Origin of the sequence: Flavobacterium phragmitis (assembly GCF_900112575.1) — a bacterium.
Classification (GTDB): domain Bacteria; phylum Bacteroidota; class Bacteroidia; order Flavobacteriales; family Flavobacteriaceae; genus Flavobacterium; species Flavobacterium phragmitis.
This window is the reverse complement of sequence record NZ_FOMH01000017.1, coordinates 73,762-93,023: the sequence shown is the minus strand read 5'-3', so window position 1 is coordinate 93,023 and position 19,262 is coordinate 73,762. Positions and strand designations below refer to the sequence as shown.

Annotated in this window: 12 protein-coding genes; 9 read left to right on the top strand and 3 right to left on the bottom strand. The window is 33.7% G+C overall.

Annotated elements, in window-relative coordinates; translation table 11 throughout:
• Positions 1-67 precede the first annotated feature (67 nt).
• Both BM289_RS23575 and BM289_RS23570 read left to right on the top strand, forming a co-directional pair.
• A complete protein-coding gene (locus BM289_RS23575; RefSeq protein WP_091498517.1) occupies positions 68-901 on the top strand; it encodes a hypothetical protein in 834 nt (277 codons plus the stop codon).
• Positions 902-1,624: 723 nt separating this feature from the next.
• Positions 1,625-2,887 carry a tetratricopeptide repeat protein gene (locus BM289_RS23570; protein ID WP_167365493.1) on the top strand — a complete coding sequence of 421 codons (1,263 nt, stop codon included), beginning with the start codon at positions 1,625-1,627 and terminating at the stop codon, positions 2,885-2,887.
• 20 nt (positions 2,888-2,907) lie between these two features.
• On the opposite strand, the gene BM289_RS23565 is transcribed toward BM289_RS23570, so the two are convergent.
• From BM289_RS23565 to BM289_RS23555, 3 genes are all read right to left on the bottom strand, one after another.
• Entirely contained in the window at positions 2,908-4,908 is a 2,001-nt protein-coding gene (locus tag BM289_RS23565) for a GAF domain-containing hybrid sensor histidine kinase/response regulator (RefSeq protein ID WP_091498512.1), read from the bottom strand.
• A gap of 137 nt (positions 4,909-5,045) precedes the next feature.
• Positions 5,046-5,606, bottom strand: coding sequence for a DUF2461 domain-containing protein (locus BM289_RS23560; RefSeq protein ID WP_143102123.1), 561 nt, complete (start codon positions 5,604-5,606; stop codon positions 5,046-5,048).
• Positions 5,607-5,639: 33 nt separating this feature from the next.
• Positions 5,640-6,344 carry an SDR family oxidoreductase gene (locus BM289_RS23555; protein WP_091498506.1) on the bottom strand — a complete coding sequence of 235 codons (705 nt, stop codon included), beginning with the start codon at positions 6,342-6,344 and terminating at the stop codon, positions 5,640-5,642.
• Between the two features lie 593 nt (positions 6,345-6,937).
• On the opposite strand from BM289_RS23555, the gene BM289_RS23550 reads away from it, so the two are divergent.
• The 7 genes from BM289_RS23550 (at position 6,938) to BM289_RS23520 (ending at position 18,993) form a co-directional block, all read left to right on the top strand.
• The gene (locus BM289_RS23550) at positions 6,938-7,486 is read left to right on the top strand and encodes a sigma-70 family RNA polymerase sigma factor (RefSeq protein WP_091498503.1); all 549 of its coding nucleotides are present in this window, start codon (positions 6,938-6,940) and stop codon (positions 7,484-7,486) included.
• Positions 7,487-7,597: 111 nt separating this feature from the next.
• On the top strand, positions 7,598-8,755 hold the full coding sequence (locus BM289_RS23545; protein ID WP_091498500.1) for a FecR family protein: 1,158 nt from the start codon (positions 7,598-7,600) through the stop codon (positions 8,753-8,755).
• 337 nt (positions 8,756-9,092) lie between these two features.
• The gene (locus tag BM289_RS23540) at positions 9,093-12,344 is read left to right on the top strand and encodes a SusC/RagA family TonB-linked outer membrane protein (protein ID WP_167365492.1); all 3,252 of its coding nucleotides are present in this window, start codon (positions 9,093-9,095) and stop codon (positions 12,342-12,344) included.
• A 10-nt stretch (positions 12,345-12,354) separates the two neighbouring features.
• The gene (locus tag BM289_RS23535) at positions 12,355-13,767 is read left to right on the top strand and encodes a RagB/SusD family nutrient uptake outer membrane protein (protein ID WP_091498553.1); all 1,413 of its coding nucleotides are present in this window, start codon (positions 12,355-12,357) and stop codon (positions 13,765-13,767) included.
• A 156-nt stretch (positions 13,768-13,923) separates the two neighbouring features.
• Positions 13,924-14,958, top strand: a complete 1,035-nt coding sequence (locus BM289_RS23530) for a TlpA family protein disulfide reductase (protein ID WP_091498495.1) — start codon at positions 13,924-13,926, stop codon at positions 14,956-14,958.
• Positions 14,959-14,988: 30 nt separating this feature from the next.
• A complete protein-coding gene (locus BM289_RS23525; protein WP_167365491.1) occupies positions 14,989-16,119 on the top strand; it encodes a TlpA disulfide reductase family protein in 1,131 nt (376 codons plus the stop codon).
• Positions 16,120-16,203: 84 nt separating this feature from the next.
• Complete coding sequence (locus BM289_RS23520) at positions 16,204-18,993, top strand: M16 family metallopeptidase (protein ID WP_091498489.1); 2,790 nt, start codon at positions 16,204-16,206, stop codon at positions 18,991-18,993.
• The last annotated feature ends 269 nt before the right edge of the window (positions 18,994-19,262 follow it).

Sequence of the window (19,262 nt, the reverse complement as noted above, 5' to 3'; positions counted from 1 at the left end):
TGAAAGAGTATGAAGTCCCCATTTTTATAAATGGGGATGGAGTATTCGGGTAAAAAAACTAACATACATGAAATTTAATAGTAAAAACATTTTAGGAATTATATTAATACTATTTTCTACAGTTGCTAATGCTCAATTTTATATAGGTGTACAAGCTGGAGCAGGTAATCTTGAAAGTAATGTAGATGGAACACTAGCCGAAACTAAAATGGGTGGGGCTGTAAAAGCAGGATATATCTATTCATTTACAAAAAATATCGGAATTGGTTCAGGAATAGAATTCTCGCAATACAAGCAAAATCTGTCTTTGGTTTCTCCTTCTAGCACACTGACAAATTATGAAGTAGATGCTTCCGGTTCGGCATTTATTTACAATGTTACGACCAGTAATTATAAAGAAAAGCAAACATTACACGCTGTTCAGATTCCGCTTTTTCTACAATTAAAAACCAACATCAATAAAGGAATCGATTTTAATTTTAGAGCAGGAGTAAAATATTTTTTGCCTCTTAGTTATAAAATAAAAGCCACAGCAGATAATGTGAATGGTACAGCTTATTACCCTGATTTTAATCTTACAATTGATAATTTGCCTGAATATGGAATAGGACAGGAAAGCAGTTATGCAGCATCAGGGGAATATGAAACAAAAGGAATTTTCATGAGTTCTTTCGAGTTTGGATTTACATTTGATATTGGTAAAAAGAATTCTTTGTATGTAGCAATGTTTCTCGAAAAAGGTAGTGGAACGATACTTGACCAAAAAAACAATCAGTCTTATGTAGGATTTAATCCAACATCAACAAACGATAGAAAAGCGAATGGTTTGTACAGTACAGAACAAAATGCTAAAATTACACCAACAGCATTTGGTTTAACATTGGGATGGAATTTTAAATAATTTTATTTTTAAGAAGAAAATTAAAGATTACAATTATACTATCCTCCATTAATCGATTAATGTCAAATAATAAAAAAACAACCTTATCGGGTTGTTTTTTTATTTTTATAATGTCTTAAATCGGGAAAAAAAGTTTAACCAAATCTGATATGAAAGTCGGATGGAAGGTATTAAACAACTTTCAAAGTAGTTTTATGTTAATTTTTTTATTAAATAAAATCTATATTTTTTTAATTTAGCGTTTCAATAACCCCAGTTTCCAAAATGACTTTCTGTACAAAAAAAATTATCTTCTTTTTTGTGTTATATGCATTTGTTTTTTGTACAAAATTACAATCTCAAAAACTATTTTCGTTATCCTCAGATTCCTTAAAAGATATTGAATCTATAATAGTAAAAGAGAATAATCCAAAGAAAGAAGACACTTCAGTAGTAAAAAAAAGACTGGCTTTTTTAAGTAAATCATCCGATAAAAAAAACAATATTTTATATTCTGCACTTTTGGCAAATGGTTATGCTGCTTTTTTTGATAAAATAAATCCAAAAAGTGAGCATTATTATTTACAATCTATTCAGGAAGCTAAAAGGAGCAAGGATTTAAGTCTTATCATCTGGACGCAGTTAAACTATTCCAAGTACTTATATTTTTATTGTCAGATAGACAAACTTATTCCGATAGTTCTCCAAACTATGGAAGAAACCAATCAGATTGACCCTTCTGAAATGATTTTACCAGCAGAAACCTTTCAATTTTTTGGATGGATTATGTTTACTGTAGAAGATGAGTCTGCTTTAGATTTTTTAAAAAAATCAATGCAGTACATGAAAAAACCTTCTTCAGAATCTGCAAGTGTTTTAAACGCAATTGGGAACTGTTATTTCAAAAATAAAGACATTACAAATGCCATGCACTATTTGGATAAATCTGAAGCTATGGCATTAAAAATAGGTGATAGTGTAAGATATGCTAAAGTCTTAGGCGATAAAGCACTTATTTATGAAAAAAAGGGGAATATAAATACTGCTGTAAATCTTTTAAAACAGGATATAGCTTATTCTCAAAAGTTCAAAATTGAAAAAAATGAGATGTATGCGTCTATATTGTTGGCAAAAATTCAGCTTAAAATAAATAATAAAAACGAAGCTGAAAAAATTCTGGAAAGAGCAGGGGAAATTGCCGGCACTAAATCCTACTACAGAAGTTCTTTAAAGGAAGTAATCGAATTAAAGCTTATGCTTTTAAATGGAAATCTTCAAAAAGAATTGATTTTGAGACGACAGCTCAAACAGCTTGATGAGTATTTGCTTAAAACAAATGGAAATACTGTATTGAGAAGGTCGAATTGGCTTATTCAGAAAAATAAGTATGAAAATGAAACCAAACAAATCCGATCACAATTAGAACAAGGAGAAAGGATTAGAAATATCAGTATTTTAATTTTAATCTCAACGATACTGTCCAGTGCAATAGCCTATACTTTTTTAGTCAAAAGATTAGATACAAAAAGAGTAAAGGTAGAAGAATATGAAAGCGATCGTTTGATTTTTGAAGAAAAGCTTAAAGATGCAAGTTCTAATATCGACAGTTATGCTGAGGATCTTCAAAATAAAGACAAACAAATATTAAGTTTGGAGGATGAACTCGAAGGCATTAAAAGTTTTGCTGCAAAACAGTCTGAAGAAGATAAAAGTAAGCTTCAGGAAATGCTCAGTTCTCACTTAGTTACAGATGAAAATTGGAGTGCTTTTAAACGAGAATTTATCAATCAATACAGTGATTTTTATAATGCCATTATAGAAAATTTTCCTCAGTTAAAAGAATCTAATCTTAGGATAATAATGCTCCAAAAATTAAATCTCAATAATTATGAGATGTCTACTTTATTGGGAGTAACAGTTGACGCAGTTAAAAAAAGCAAGCAGCGATTAAAGAAAAAATTAGGAGATAAGTATGAGTTGTTGTTTGAAATTATTGAATATAAATAGTTTAAAAAAATCACTTTTATTTAGTCGCTTTTTTCCTTTTGCAGTTCTTTTATAATTTCCTGAATGTTGCAGTGTAATATATCCAGATTGTCAGCAGTCTCAGCAGTAAATTCTTTTTTATGAGCCTGCTCTTCAATATAAGCGAGCTCCATGCTTAAGCCTTTCAACAGAAAAAGATGCAACCATACTTGAAGCTGTTCAGCAGTTTGCAGTACTGATCTGAAATCTTTTTGATAAACAGCTCGTTGTAGTTCTTTAAGTTCAGAAGGTGCTTTTAGAATAAATTGAGAGGTTACTTCTTTTTTCCAGCCGGGTTTTACAAGGTCAGTTTGCTCAATTGCCGATAAATCTGCTTTAATGGGGATAAAAGGACGTCGCTCTTTTTTCAAAGCTTGTTTGATGGCTTCCAAAAGTTCGTGTTGTTTAAAAGGTTTTGGCACATAACCGTCCATTCCTGCATTTAGGCAACGATGTTGTTCACCAGCAAGAGAATGAGCCGTCATGGCTATAATTGGAATCTCATTTTTAAGTTCTCCGCGAATATATCTGGTGGTCTGATAACCATCTCGCACCGGCATTTGAAGATCCATTAATACCAGATCATATCGATTTTCCGAAAGTAGTTCTATGCCTTGATCTCCATTTTCTGCTGTGTCAATTTCAAATCCAAATCCTTCAATGACATTCTGTGCCAGTTTTTGGTTCAAACGATTATCTTCAAGAAGCAGAATTTTAAGTCTGCCAAGATCATTTACTGGAAGTATTTTTGGAGTTTCTTTTATTTTGGCTGGTTTTTTATAGGCAACGGTAAAATAAAATTCAGAACCTATTCCTTCACGGCTTTTAACCTGTATTTTGGAATTGTGAAGTTCGACCAGTTCTTTGACTATGCTCAGTCCAAGTCCTGTTCCTCCAAATTTTCTGGTGGTGTCTTCCTGGCCTTGTCTAAATCTTTCAAAGATAGTGTCAAGATGCTGTTTAGGAATTCCGATTCCGGTATCTTTAACCGAGAACCGAATCAAATAACCATCTTCGGTTTCTCCTTTATTTTTAACAGAAATAGTCACTTCTCCCTCGGCCGTAAATTTAAGGGCGTTTCCTGCCAAATTTACCATTATCTGATTCAGTCTTCCTTGATCGCCTGTAATAATCTCAGGGAGTTCTGCATCCAGAAATAGATTGAATTCTACTCCATCGGTAGCTTTTACCTTTAACAGGTCATAAACATGTCGAAGCGATTTCTTTAAATTAAAAGGCTGTAATTCGAGTGAAAGTCCGCCTGACTCAATTTTGGAGAGATCCAATATATCATTTACAATAAGAAGCAGATTTTCTCCTGCCGTTTGTACGTCTTGTACAAAAACACGCTGCTGTTTATCGAGTTGGGTTCCTGCTAGTAATTCGGTAAAACCAATAACGGCATTGAGAGGAGTTCTGATTTCATGACTCATGTTGGCCAAAAAGGATTCCTTTGCCAGTATAGCGCTTTCGGCAATTTTTTTCTGTCCATGCAGTTCACTGTTTTTTATCCCGAGTTCCATAGTGGTAATAACATGGCGTGCTACGATATGAAGTGCTCTCCTTTGATTTTCATTGAGAGTTCGGGGTTCATGATCTGCAGCACATAAAACTCCAACCGTATAACCTTCAGGAGTAACCAAAGGCATTCCTGCATAGAATCTTATTTTTAAACCACCTTTTACATCGGGATCATCTTTGAAACGCTCACTAAGCAGTGTATCATGAATTTCAACCAAAGTGGAGTCCATAATAGTATAACGGCTGAAAGTAATCTCGCGAGGCACTATGGAAAAGCCAAGACCAATTTCGGACTTGAACCATTGACGGTTTTCATTGATAAAAGCAATATAGGAAATAGGTACACCACAAATGTATGATACTAAAGAAGTGGCATCATCAAAGGCGTGCTCCGAAAGTGTTTCCAGCATATTGCTGTAACGCTTTAAAATATCTAGACGTTCGGATTCATTATGAGGCATAGATAAAGGGGCATTTCGCATGACGGATAGATTAAACCTTAAATCTATAAAATCGTCTAGATTGTTGGTTATATATTTATGCAGTATTCCTTATATAATTTACAGTTGGAATTTTTTGTTTGTATTAAGTCGATTAATTATAAAATAAAAACGCTGAATCAAAGACCATTAGCCACTTTAAAGGCTTCGGAGGCACTATTAAGAAAAGCCTCTTTTTCATATACCGAATTGTAAAGAGCCTTTTTTTGTTGCAATAAGACCATAAGTTTGTTTTGGACATTCTTCAATTCATCGTTTTTTACTGTTTGCAGAAGCGCTTGCTGTTCTATTTCTTTTTTATCGAATATATGTAGTTCTTTAAGAGCTTTATAATATTCAATAGACGCAGTTTTAAGTTGTTCTCCTTCTTGGATGCCGTCAGTAGAAAGTTTTTTGATGTCAGTAATTAGTTTATCGAACTCTACAGCCTGTTGATCCACAGCCATTGCAGCGCCTTTAAAATCATCCTTTTCCAGATATTCCAGCTTTTTTTCACCCGAACCATTTTTTCCAACAACAATGGCAAAGGCTCTCCGTTCCGATTGATCCAGCAACTCCATAAAATCAGTTGCCTTTGATGATTTACAGGAACTCATAGTTATAATTAGTAATACTGTTATGGAAATATTAAGTCTCATCATCATTATAGTTTTATTCGTCTGAAGTTGAAAAACAGCCATTTCAGGCTGTTTTTTATTCTGGTAATGTTTTAATTACTTTGTTTTTGTCGGGCGGATTTCGATTTTGCTTGGCAGTACATTAGGATTCATTTTCAAAAGATCTACAACCATCTGACCTATATCTGATGGCTGGATTTTCCAATTGTCATCTTCATTCGGAATATTACCATTAAAGTTTGTACTGACAGAACCAGGCATAATCGTGGTGCATTTTACGTCATAATCACGCAGATCCAGCATAGCAGCCTGAGTAAAACCAACAAGTCCAAATTTTGATGCATTGTAGGCAGTTCCTTTGGCAAAAAAAATTGCTCCCGCCAACGATGCTATTGAAATATAGTAGCCTTTGTTTTGTTTGAGCTGTCCGCAGGTCGCTTTCAAGGTATGGAATGCGCCTGTGAGATTGGTATCAATCATGGCATTCCAGTCATCAAGGGATATTTCGTCTATAGACGCAAATTTTCCTATACCAGCGTTGGCAATAACAATGTCCAGTTTTCCAAATTCAGATACAATTTGTTCAACGGCTTTGAGTTCGTCATCAAAATTTCTAACATCAGACTCCAGTACAAGCACGTTCTGGTTTCCTAATGTCTGTTTAGCCTTTTCAAGTGCTTGATTGTCTCTTCCTGAGATGGCTATTTTTACACCGTTATGTAATAAAGCTTCAGCGATGCCGAGACCAATACCTTTTGAAGCGCCTGTTATATAAGCTACTTTGTTTTCTATATTCTGCATTTTTATAAAAATTATTTGAGTTCTTTTGGAATGTTGTTTTTGTGGTTGGTATGCTGGGATGTTCTGTCCTACAAAACATTTGTGTCATAAAAATACAATATTTTTTTTCAAAAGGAAATAGCCAAGATTCCAATATGGAATTGCTGTTTTTTAGGAAGCAAAAGGAGATTCAAAAGTACTGTAACAATAGGAGAAAGCGCTAAATATTTGATTTATAGATTTAAAATTTTTGCCAGCATCGTTTCCTGCTAACAGAAATTAAATTTTAGTAGGATTAATGGATCTGGAGCGATACTATTGCAAAAAAAGATTTGGTTGAAATGATTAAAAAAGAATTACAGTAGCAAATTCCATCTGTACAATTTTCTTTATTACAGTCTGTAATCGACCCTTAAGCTTTAAATGAATACTCTTTAAAATTTAAGATTAAGAATTATTTCTAAATCAATAATAAAACAGCATTAAAATATTATTTTTTAAAGTAAGAGTCTAGCAAATAAAATATACTGTAAAATGACATCGATTTAAATCCTGATATTATTAATTTATTATTTTTACAGCCAGACATAAAATTTTAAAAAGGCACGGAAAAATTGAATTCAGGTAATAGCCCACGTATTAAGGACGATTTAAAAACGGTATTTGACCTATATTACGAAGCTCTCGTATTATATGCAAATCGCTTTGTGATTGTTCTTGATGAGTGTGAAGATCTCGTTCAAGACTTATTAATTGAATTATGGGAAAAAAATCCCTATTTTCCCGATGATATTTCCCTTAAGGTTTTTTTATACAAATCGACACGTAATAAATGTTTGAATGTTATTAAGCATAGTAAGGTTAAAGATAAATATGCTGTAGCAAATTCTATCGCCCAGTTAGAAGATGACAGCTTGTTTTTAGAACAAATTTTAGAGGAGGAAATAGTAAGACAATTGTATCAGGCCATTGAACTGCTTCCAGACCGTAAAAAAGAAATTATAAAATTGAGCCTGAAAGGATTAAAAAACCAAGAAATCTCAGAAATACTCAGTATAAAACTTCAAACTGTAAAAACTCTGAAATCCCAGTCCTATACCATTCTACGACAGCAGTTTCAGGATTTGGGAACTCTTTTATATTTCTTATTATCGGAAGTATAGCCCTTTGTTTTGTGGTGTTTTAACTTTTTTTTTGTTTTTTATGTAAAAAAAATCAAAAAGCGATAGTACTTTTTTATCTCTTTGTTGTTCTATATAAAAAAGGATAACCTAATGCGAGATATTTTCCACTTATCAGTATTGATAATTAAAAAGAAACTTAAGATTTTAAAAGATGATGAAAGGCATCTTCTAAAGTCAATAAGAGCCGAACACTCTATTACTAAGAAAACTGATTTTATAAACATTGTCAAAAAAATTTCAGATTATTCTTTAATAAATAAAGAGAAGGCTTGGAATTCGATTTTGGAAAAAAGAGCACAAAATATAGTTCCACTTTATCAAAGTAAAAAACAGTCATGGTACAAATATGCCGCCGCCGCATCTTTAGTGTTGCTTTTTTCCGTTACTTATTTTGTTTGGAATGAAAAGGCCTTTAAATCACAAGACAAGATTGTAATAAATAAGGATATTGAAATTGGAAGAGACAAAGCGACCCTAACCCTAGAAGACGGATCAGTAGTTGGACTTGAAAAAGGTACTGCTTACAGTAATTCGAATGCTTCCAGCAATGGCGAGAAAATTATTTATAAATCAGGGCAAAAAGCCACTTCCCAAGTTTTCAATGTTTTAACAATTCCGACTGGCGGTCAGTTTAACATTCAACTGGCAGATGGAACCAAAGTTTGGCTTAATTCAGAATCTCAGTTAAAGTTTCCTGTAGCTTTTACAGACGGAGAAACAAGAGAGGTGCAACTTATTTATGGAGAGGCTTACTTCCAAGTTTCTCACAGCACAGAGCATAAAGGATCTCATTTTAAAGTTTTGTCAAAAGGACAAAATATTGAGGTACTGGGAACTGAATTTAATCTTAAAGCTTATCAGGATGAGGAATCTATTTTTACCACTCTTGTTAATGGTAAAGTAAGGTTATCAAGTCCAAATGCAGGAAGTACATTTTTAAAACCGGGACAGCAGTCTGTTTTGGATAAAGAAGGAAATGAATTTATTATAAAAAATGTCGAGGTATTTAATGAAGTTTCATGGAAAGAGGGCATATTCAGCTTTAATGCGATGCCATTAAAAGATATTATGAAAGTGCTGGCGAGATGGTATGATGTAAAAGTGGTGTTCAGAGATCCTAAAAATGAATTAGTTCGCATTAATGGAATATTAGACAAAGATCAAAAAATAGAGGAAATTTTAAATATAATTAGTAAAACAAACAAGATACCGTATGAAATAAAAGAGAAGACAATTATTTTTAAATAAATCTTTAAAAAGGAAAAACGGCTTGAATCTGGAAAATACTAACCGTTTGTTCCCTTAATAAGGTTTATAATTAAACGCAAAGATTAACCAAAAACCAACCAAATTTATGGAAATTAATTTTACCAGTGCTTTTTTGTGGAAGAAAAAAAGCATCTCGATTTATCTTATGAGAGCAATAGTTATTTTTTTATCCTTTTTCTTATTTAGCTTTATACCCAATGAAGTATTGTCGCAAAATGCCAAAATTGTAATTAAGAGCGATATTACTCTAACTCCTGACCAAGTTTTTAATTTAATCAGGCAGCAGACTAAATATAGATTTGCATATCGTTATGATATGTTTGCTAGCCTACCTGATGTTAAGCTTGAAAAAGGTACAATCACAATAGAAAATCTACTAAGGAAGACATTATCAGCAGGAAATTTCCAATATGAAGAATCTGCAGATAATACCATTATTATTAAAGAAGTTCCAGTAAATACGGCACAAAAAACTGTTGCAATAGAAATCACAGGAAGGGTTACAGATAATAACGGAGTGCCGTTGCCGGGTGTTAATGTGATTTCAGAAATGAATTCCGCGCGAACAACTACATTGGTAGTAACCGATTTCGATGGAAAATACTCTATTAGTGTTCCTAACGAACAAACCGTACTGATGTTTTATTTTATGGGATTTGAAAGTCAAAAAATTACCGTAGGAAATAAAAAAGTTATTGATGTGACACTGAAACCAAGTGTGAGTAAGCTGGATGAAGTTGTGCTTATTGGTTATGGTCAGCAAAAAAGTACCAATGTTACAGGTGCCGTTTCTTCTGTAAAAATGACCGATTTTGTACAACAATCCAACGGTGTAGCTGGTTTTGATCGCGCTTTAGGCGGATTGATAAAAGGAGTTCAGGTTTCTCAAAATTCGGGTCGTCCAGGTTCTCCGGTTATGATCAACATTAGAGGAATTACTTCTCCTTTATCAGGAAGTTTAAATCAGCCGTTATATGTTATTGATGGAGTGCCTTTTAATGTAGATGGAATGCCGGGAACTTATGATGGAGGAAGTAATCCGTTATTGACCTTAAATCCTAATGATATTGAAAGTATCAACATTCTAAAAGATGCCGCTGCAACTTCAATCTATGGTTCTAGAGGAGCAAATGGAGTTATCATTGTAACTTCTAAAAAAGGAAAAAAAGGAAAGCCAGTTACCAATGTTAATTACAGTACTTTTTTTGCAACACCAATAAATACTGTACGCAGTTTAAACACGGCTGAGTACAAAGATTTTTACAACAGAATTCTTTCCAGTTCTACAATGTCGCCTTATGATATGGGGATGCTGAATTTTGCCAATATGGATTTCTCCAAAAATCCGCCTACATATTTAGGTTTAAATGAAAAAGCTTTTGGTAAAGAAGATATCAATTGGAATGATAAAGTTTTTCGAGATATGGCTTTGACACAACAAGCTAATATTAATTTTTCAGGAGGTTCAGACATGACCAATTATATTTTCGGATTATCTGCTATTGATCAGGAAGGTTTGATTGTTAACGATAACTATAATCAATACAACACTAGATTTCATATAGATTCTAAGCTTTCTAAGTATGTAAAAGTAGGAGGAACGATGAATGGCGGTTATAATAGATCGAAATCAGGAGAAACTTCTACAAGAACAAATGCAGGAGTAAATACAGCAGCGGTTCAGGCAAGGCCAGATCAGCCTTATTTGGATGCACAAGGAAATTTAATTCCGTGGTCGGATTACACGTATGGATTTGAGACTTTTACACCAAATCCTTTGCAGACACTAAATAATAAAAACATCCGAAATTCATATAATTTTATTGGAAATTCTTATATCGAAGTAACTCCAATTTCAAATTTAACGCTTAAAGCAGATGTAAATTCGGCTTTGTTTATCAACCAGAATTCTATTTTTTCGCCAAAAAGTACAATGGTTAATTTCGGTTACGCAAACAAATCAACTTTAACTGATTTAGAAAACGTAAACAGTAACCTTACCACCAATTTAACGGCTAATTACGATTTTAAAATCAAAGACAATAATTTCGGTTTCCTTGTTGGTTATTCTTGGGACAGAACGAAATACAGAGATAAGAGAAATGCTTATTCAGGTTTCCCAGATGATGAAGTGTTAATCAATGCAAGTTCAGCAGAAAGAGTAACTTCATATTCTGATCAAACTGTAGAATCAGGAATTAACTCTTTGTTTTCTCGTTTGACTTATAATTACAAAGACAAATACAATCTTACGGTTAACTTTAGAACAGATGCATCATCTAAATTTGGTCCAGACAATAAAAGAGGTTATTTTCCGTCTGTTTCTGGGACATGGAATTTAGCCAAAGAAAATTTCTTAGCAGACAATGACTATATTAATAAACTGCAATTGCGCGGTAGTATTGGTAAAGTTGGATCTACCAATGTTGCTAATTTTTCTTATCTGCAATTTTTCAGCACCAGTTCTTCTAACTTATACGGAGGTAGTACAGCCGTAGTAGCATCAAGCACACTGCCAAATCAAAATATCGGATGGGAGACTACAAAAGAGTATAATTTAGGTTTAGATTTCTCAGTTATAAAAGACAGAATCAAAGGTAGCTTTGATTACTACAACAGAAGTACTACTGGAGCATTGGCACAAACTCCTGTTCCATTAGAATTAGGGCCTTCGCAATATTATTCTAATTTAATGGATGTTTCAAACAAAGGAATTGAAATTTCATTAGGTGCAGATATTATTAAAACTCAGGATTTCTTATGGAATTTTAATATTAACTGGTCATTGAACAGAAACATTTTAGAAAAATTAAACAGCGCTACCATAAGTAGCAACATTGCGGATAATTACACAGTAGGAAAACCTGTTGGAACTTTAACAGGATACAAAGTGGTTAAAATAATTCAGACTCAGGAGGAATTAAACAAACTAAATGCTGGAGCACCAGATGGTGTATATAGCAGGGCTTCTTTAAGTGTTGGTGATTATATGTTCGAAGACATTAACGGAGATGGTAAAATTACGTCACTAGACAGAACTGTTATCGGAACAATGCAGCCAGATTATTTCGGAGGATTTTCAAATGTGCTGACCTATAAAGGTTTATCGTTAAGTTCTTTATTTCAATATTCTGTTGGCGCTCAGGCTTATTGGGATATGCTGTTGTTTCAAGGAGGCAATTATTTAGGACAGAATGTGGTGGCAGAATACGGCAACAATACATGGAGCCCAACAAATACAGATGCCAGATTCGCAAAACCAACTTATCAGGATCCATCAGGAAACTCAAGATCTTCAGACAGACAAATGTATAGCACCTCTTATTTAAGACTGAAAAGTATTCAGTTAACCTATCAATTACCAAAACAAATTATAGATAATCTTCATTTAAGTAGTGGTAATGTTTTCGTCAGCGGAACCAACTTATGGACATTAACCAAATGGCCAGGAAGCGACCCTGAATCTTATGGAGAAAGCGGACTTCCGTCAATCACAGGAAGAACTAGAAATAATGATCCGTATCCGCTTGCAAAAGCAATTTCGGTTGGGTTTAATCTGCAATTTTAATTTAGCTATTATGAAAAAAATAAAACATATTAAGTTTATATATCTGTGTATCTGCTCTCTTTCTATCGCAAGCTGTAGTATTGATGAAGTAAAACCAATCAACCAATTGACAGATGAAAATGTCATCAGGGATAAAGAGTCTGCACAAAATGCTTTAAATGGTGTGTATAAACAATGGAGAGAATATAACACAGGATTTTTACCGATTCATTTGGCAGCAGAAGGGAATGAAGGCTTTATTACTGGCGCTATTTCTGGTTCTACAGGTATGAATCTGAATCAGGTAGATCCTGACAATGATTACCTTTCTTCAGTTTACAATAATTACTATGCGATAATCAATCAGGCTAATATTGTAATTGAAAAATTAGAAAACGGCGGTGCAGTAGGAATTGACGAACCTAGTAAATTACAAATGATTGCTCAATCAAAATTTAACAGAGCACTGGCTTATTTTAATCTACTTAGAAATTTTGGACAGTTTTATGATTTAAGTTCAAATTATGGAGTAGTGGTACGAACTAAATTCTCTCGTGACGTAGAAGCTCAGAAAAGAAATACAGTTCAAGAAACCTATAATCTGATTATTCAGGATTTGGAATATGCAGTAACTAACGGACCTAAAAATGTAAAACATTATTACGGAGGAAGTCTGGCAGCAAAAGCATTACTTGCAAAAGTAAAACTGACTACTAAAGATTATACAAGCGCGGCAACTCTGGCACTTGAAGTAATCAACAACACAGAAAACTATGCACTTGAAACGAGTTATGCTGCAATATTTACAAACACATACAATTCAAAAGAAGTAATTTTTGCACCTTATACCAATCTAAATACTACTGAAAAAGATGTTTCGATGAATCAAATCAACAGAACGACTTACAGTACTATTTTAGAAAAAGTGGCAGATGCACAGGTAGCTGGAGCAGGAAATTTAACCGGAAATGGATCAGGGTATGATTCCAGATTTTTATTTGCTTATTCTGCCAACACAAAAGGAACCAATAAGCAAGGTAAATATCCTTTTAACTCAAGTGGAAATACGGGAGTTGGAAACACCAATTACTACCTTAGAATGGCAGAAATGTATTTAATATACGCAGAGGCTATAGTACGTAGCAACGGTGATTCGAGTTTGGCGCTTTCTAAATTAAATGCTATTAGAAATCGTTCAGGAGCAACGGCTAAAGTATTTACTACTAAAGAACAATTGTTAAAAGACATTCGTGAAGAAAAACTCCTAGAACTGTTTTTCGAAAATGGAGAATGCTGGTACGATTTAATTCGTTATCATGCTTTAGGAGATGTTTCTGCATTTACTGAAAAACCTTCTTTAAAGTCTGTGAATCAATTTATACTTCCAATTCCTTTGAAAGCAATGATTGGCAATAAGTTGTTGGAAAAGAATCCAGGATATTAGATATCCATTATTCTTGAATCGGAATTAGTATTCATTTTTTTTAATGCTTAGTGTTTATCTGATAGGTTGTTAAAACCTATCAGGTACACTAAATTATTACCCTATTTTAAAATTTCAACATCAATTATACTTTAACATTTTAGCAAAAAACAAACAATGAAAACAAATTTTAAACAAATACTTGTCCTAATGGTTTCGCCATTCTTTTTAATGAATGCACAAACTAAAAATCCTGACTTTGCAGTAGTTTCAGGAAAAATATCTAAACCGCTTGAAGGCAAAGAATTAAAAATATTGAACAGAAAAGAGAATAAAAACTTTACTGTAAAAATTAATAGTGATGGTACTTTTAAAGAAACTATAAAATTAGATCAACCAGGCTATTATAGTCTTTATTATGCAAAAGGGAATGTGGTATATCTTAAAAGCGGATCGGACTTAAAAGTTAAGTTTGTAAATGAGGCTAAATCGCTAAAATTTGAAGGAAAAGGAAGCATCGAAAACTCGATATTATACTTAAAGGATTCGCTTAACAATGCTTTGATTGGAGAATTTCCATATAGTGATTTTTTAAGTCTGGAAGAGAAGGAATATGACAGACAGATTAATGCTTATAAAAAAACAATAATAGATTTAGTAGAAAAGAATAAAGGCAAAATTGATCCAGCATTTTCAGCCAAACAAATTGAAGATGTTTCTAAATTGAAAGAAAGCATGCAACCAATGTATGAAGAACAGAAAAAAATCTTAAAAGAATTGGCTCCTGGAATGGCATCTCCTGAATTCAACAATTACTTAAATTATGCAGGCGGAACAACTTCATTAAAAGATCTTCGTGGCAAATATGTTTATATAGACGTTTGGGCAACTTGGTGTCATCCATGTTTAAATGAAGTTCCATTTTTGAATGAAATAGAAGAGAAATACAAAGGTAAAAATATCGCATTTGTCAGTATTTCTATTGACAGAGAAAAAGAATTGGAGAAATGGAAAGCTACGATTGTTGAAAAAAAGATGGGTGGCATACAGCTTTGGGCAGGTGGTAATTCTCCTGTAGAATTTTCAGATCGTTATTATATTAAAGGAATTCCTCGCTTTATTTTGTTAGATCCAAAAGGCAATATTGTAAACCAAAATGCACCAAGACCTTCAGATGAAAAATTGGTAAAACTACTGGATAGCTTATTGTAAAAAATGGATCATAAAATCAAAAAAAATATCATGAGAAATACAATTTTAAAATCGGGTTTATTGGCTTTAACGCTGATAAGCACCATAACTTCCTGCTCGAAAAAAGAAGAAGGTTATACCATAAACGGAAAATTTACAGATGTAAAAGAGGGAATAGTTTATCTTGAATTTACAGATGGCGAAAAGAAAATAACCGATTCTTCAACCATAAACAATGGTAGTTTTACTTTTAAAGGTAAAGTAAGCGAACCTTTGTTGTATGTGATAAAACTAAAAGGAGCAGAGTTTGGAACTCGTTTTTTGCTGGATAACGAAACAATCACTTTTGAAGCTAAAAAAGATTCTATTCAAGAAGCAAAATTTTCAGGGGCAAAACAGGATTCTATTTATAAATCCTACTATAAAAACGAATTCAAAGAGGTTAATGACTTAGTGGCTCCAGTTTACAAAATGGCAGATTCTTTAACTCAAAAAGGGAAAGTTAAATTGACTTCAGAGCAAAAAGCATTCTTAGATAAACGTTGGGAAGATTTACAAGCTCAAGGGGATAAGCTGACAGAAGAATTTATCAAAGCTCATAAAGATAAATTGGCAGGAGCTTTAATCATTAATGAGCGAGTTGTGACATTGGGAACTCCCGAGAAAGTAAAAGAATATTATGCTCTTTTAACGCCAGAAGTTCAAAACTCATTTTATGGTAAAAAAGTAAAGAAAGAAATTGAAATTGCAGAGAAAACAGCGATTGGCGCTACAGCTCCTGAATTTTCGCAGACTGATGTTAACGGAAAGGTGATAAAACTTTCAGATTACAAAGGGAAATATGTATTAGTAGATTTCTGGGCTTCTTGGTGCGGGCCTTGCCGTAAAGAAAATCCCTATGTAGTTAAAGCTTACAATATTTATCATGAAAAAGGGCTTGAAATAGTAGGAGTTTCTCTAGATGATAAAAAAGAGCTTTGGGAAAAAGCGATTGAAAAAGACGGATTAACTTGGAATCATGTTTCGGATCTAAAGGGATGGAAAAATGAAGCAGCTGTTTTATATGGTGTAAAGATGGTCCCTACCAACTATTTAATTGACCCTGAAGGTAAAATTATTGACAAAAACCTTAGAGAAGAAGCACTTCACTCTAGATTAAAAGAAATTTTTATAAAGAAGTAAGTTAATTCTGTTTTTATAATATAAAACCATTTTTAAAAGTATGAATAGTTCTATATTTACACGAATAATTTCAATCAACAAAAAATGAAAAAATACATCTTTTTGGGCTATTGCTCACTAGCTTTCTGCACCCTGATTTCAGCGCAGAACAAATCGGTTAATTTTAAGAAAATCAAAGAATTAGGTGGAATTGAAGAATATTTGTACGAACCAAACGGCATGAGTGTGCTGCTGTTACAGGACAATGCCTCGCCGGTTGCAACCGTACAGATTGTCTACCGCGTAGGTTCTAAGCACGAGGTTTTGGGAAACACTGGCTCAACGCATCTTTTAGAACATTTAATGTTTAAAGGAACGCCGACTTTCAACAAAAAGAATAAAACCAGCATACCTGATGTTCTCCAAAATAACGGAGCGCAGATAAATGCCACAACCTGGTACGACCGTACCAACTATTATGAAACACTGCCAAGTGATAAAATCGAGCTGGCACTTCAGATTGAAGCTGATAGAATGCGCAATTCTTTGTTATTAAAAGAAGACAAAGATGCTGAAATGACGGTTGTAAGAAACGAATTCGAACGAGGCGAAAACAACCCTAACAGTTTATTGGACAAAGAAATCTGGGCTTCGGCTTATATTGCACATCCTTATCATCATTCCACAATCGGATGGAAATCGGATATTGAAAAAGCGCCGATTGAGGTTTTGAAGAATTTCTATAATACCTATTACTGGCCGGATAATGCAACTTTAACGATTATCGGTGATTTCAGAAAAGAGAATGTTTTTGAGCTGATTGAAAAATATTTCGGGAAAATTACCAAAGCACCTCATGTAATGCCTCAGCCTTATACGGAAGAACCGCAGCAGTACGGCCCTCGTAAAATTGTGGTTAGAAAACCTGGAGAGTTGGGCGTTGTAAACAAAGCCTACAAAATTCCAGGTGCCTTAAATGAAGATCTTCCAGCTTTGAATATTCTGGCTCAGATTATTGGAAATGGGCCATCTGCAATTTTGAATAAAACTTTTGTTGATACTCGTCTAGGAAATTATTCTTATGCCAGTGCTACAAACTTTAAAGAAGTTGGACTTTTTACCATTGGAGTAGGATTTCCGACAAGTTCCAAACATGAAGATATTGATGCTAAAATCAGTGAGGTTGTGGCAAAAATCCAGAAAGAGGGCGTGACTCAGGAGGAAGTAAATCGTGTCGTGGCGAAAATCAGTGCGCAGACTGTCTTAAAAAGAGATGGTTCTGGTGTCATTGCATCTGAACTAAACGAAGCGATTGCATCGGGAGATTGGACAGATTATATTACAGGTATTGACCGATTGAAAAAAGTAACTCCTGCGGATGTGATGCGTGTGGCTAATAAATATCTGGTGGAAGACCAGAGCACAACGGGTTATTTTATTCCGAAACAGTCTGGAAATCAAAATAAAGACTTGGCAAAAGCTAATAATTTGATAGAAGAAAACGGACCTTTTTATTACAGACATCCAAAAGAAGAGGATAATCACTCAGTAAGCAATTCTTTAGAAGTTTCTTCGACAAAAAATACATTTGAAGAAATTACAACAGCAGAAAATGCAGTTGAAAAAACAGCAGCTTATAAAAGAGAAAAAGTTTCAGGAATCGATGTGGTTTCAGTAAGAACTTCGGCTAAAGATTTTGTGACTGTTGCGGCGAGCATTTCATTAGGAAATTATGCCAGTGAAACTAAAAATGATGTTATTCCGGCCTTAACTGCTTCGATGTTATCAAAAGGAACAACTCTGAATGACAAATTCAAATTCTCAGAAAAACTGCAGAAATTAGGAGTGAATTTAAATGTGAATGCTTCTTCTTTCAAAATAAATATTGGATTTAAATGTTTGAAGAAAGATCTGGATCAGGTTGTTGCTTTACTGGCAGAAGAGTTGAGAAATCCGCTGTTTGACGCCAAAGAATTTGAAAATTTGAAACAGCAGTTTATCGGGAATGTCAAACAGGATTTAAACAATCCAGGAACAAGAGGAGATATTGCTTTATCACAAGCGATTTATCCTAAAAACAATCCAAATTACAGTTTAAGTGTTGAAGAGAATATCGAAAATATTAAAAAAGCGACACTGGATGAAGTAAAAGCTTTTCATAAAAAATATTTTGGTACTGCGTCAATGCGTCTGGTAATTGTTGGAGATACAGATGGAGCGAACTTAAATAATTCCTTAAAAAAATCATTCAAAAACTGGAACGGGGGAGTTTCGGAAAAATTAAAATTTGAAGAAGCTTCAAAAGCAGCTTCAAAAACAGAAGTGGTAACCATTCCTGAAAAACCAAGCGCTGAATTATACATTGGACAATTCACCGGTTTAAAAAGAGCAGATGCCGATTATATTCCGTTTTTCATTGGAAATTATACTTTGGGAGCCGGATTTGCAGGTCGTTTAATGCAGACGGTTCGTGATAATGACGGTCTAACATATAACATTTCATCCGGAATTGGAGGAAATATAGAAACGGGAGGTTATTGGTATGTAAACGCTTCTTTCAATCCGAATTTATTCCAGAAAGGACTTGACGCTACAATGGTTCAGGTTGATAAATGGGTAAAAGAAGGTATCACGGCAGAAGAATTGGAAAACAAGAAAACCAATTTAATAGGAAGCTTTAAAGTAGGAATGTCTACTACAAGCGGAATAGCGAGAACAATTTTAGGTTTTATTGAAAGAGGATTGGAACCAAATTATATCGACCAATATCCAAAAGACATCGAAAAAGCAACGTTGCAACAGGTAAACGATGCGATTAAAAAGTATGTGAAACTGGATAAAATGATTATTATCAAATCGGGGTCTTTGGATAAAGAAGGGAATCCTTTGAAATAAGTTTTCAGTCCCAGTTTTCAGTCCCAGTCCCAGTCCCAGTCTCAGCTTTCAGACTTGAAGATTAAACTTTGAAAAAGTTAGAATGCGACTGCGACTAAAAATCAAAAAAAGTCTTCCCAATACTTCATTTAGAATCTGAATTAGTAAGCAAATTTTATAGGAAAGACTTTCAAGAGCTGTCCTCAGACAGCTCTTTGTCTTTTAACTTAAATTAAAAATGTAAATAGTAAGGATAAATAATTCAGGTAGCATCATGTCATAGTTTATCC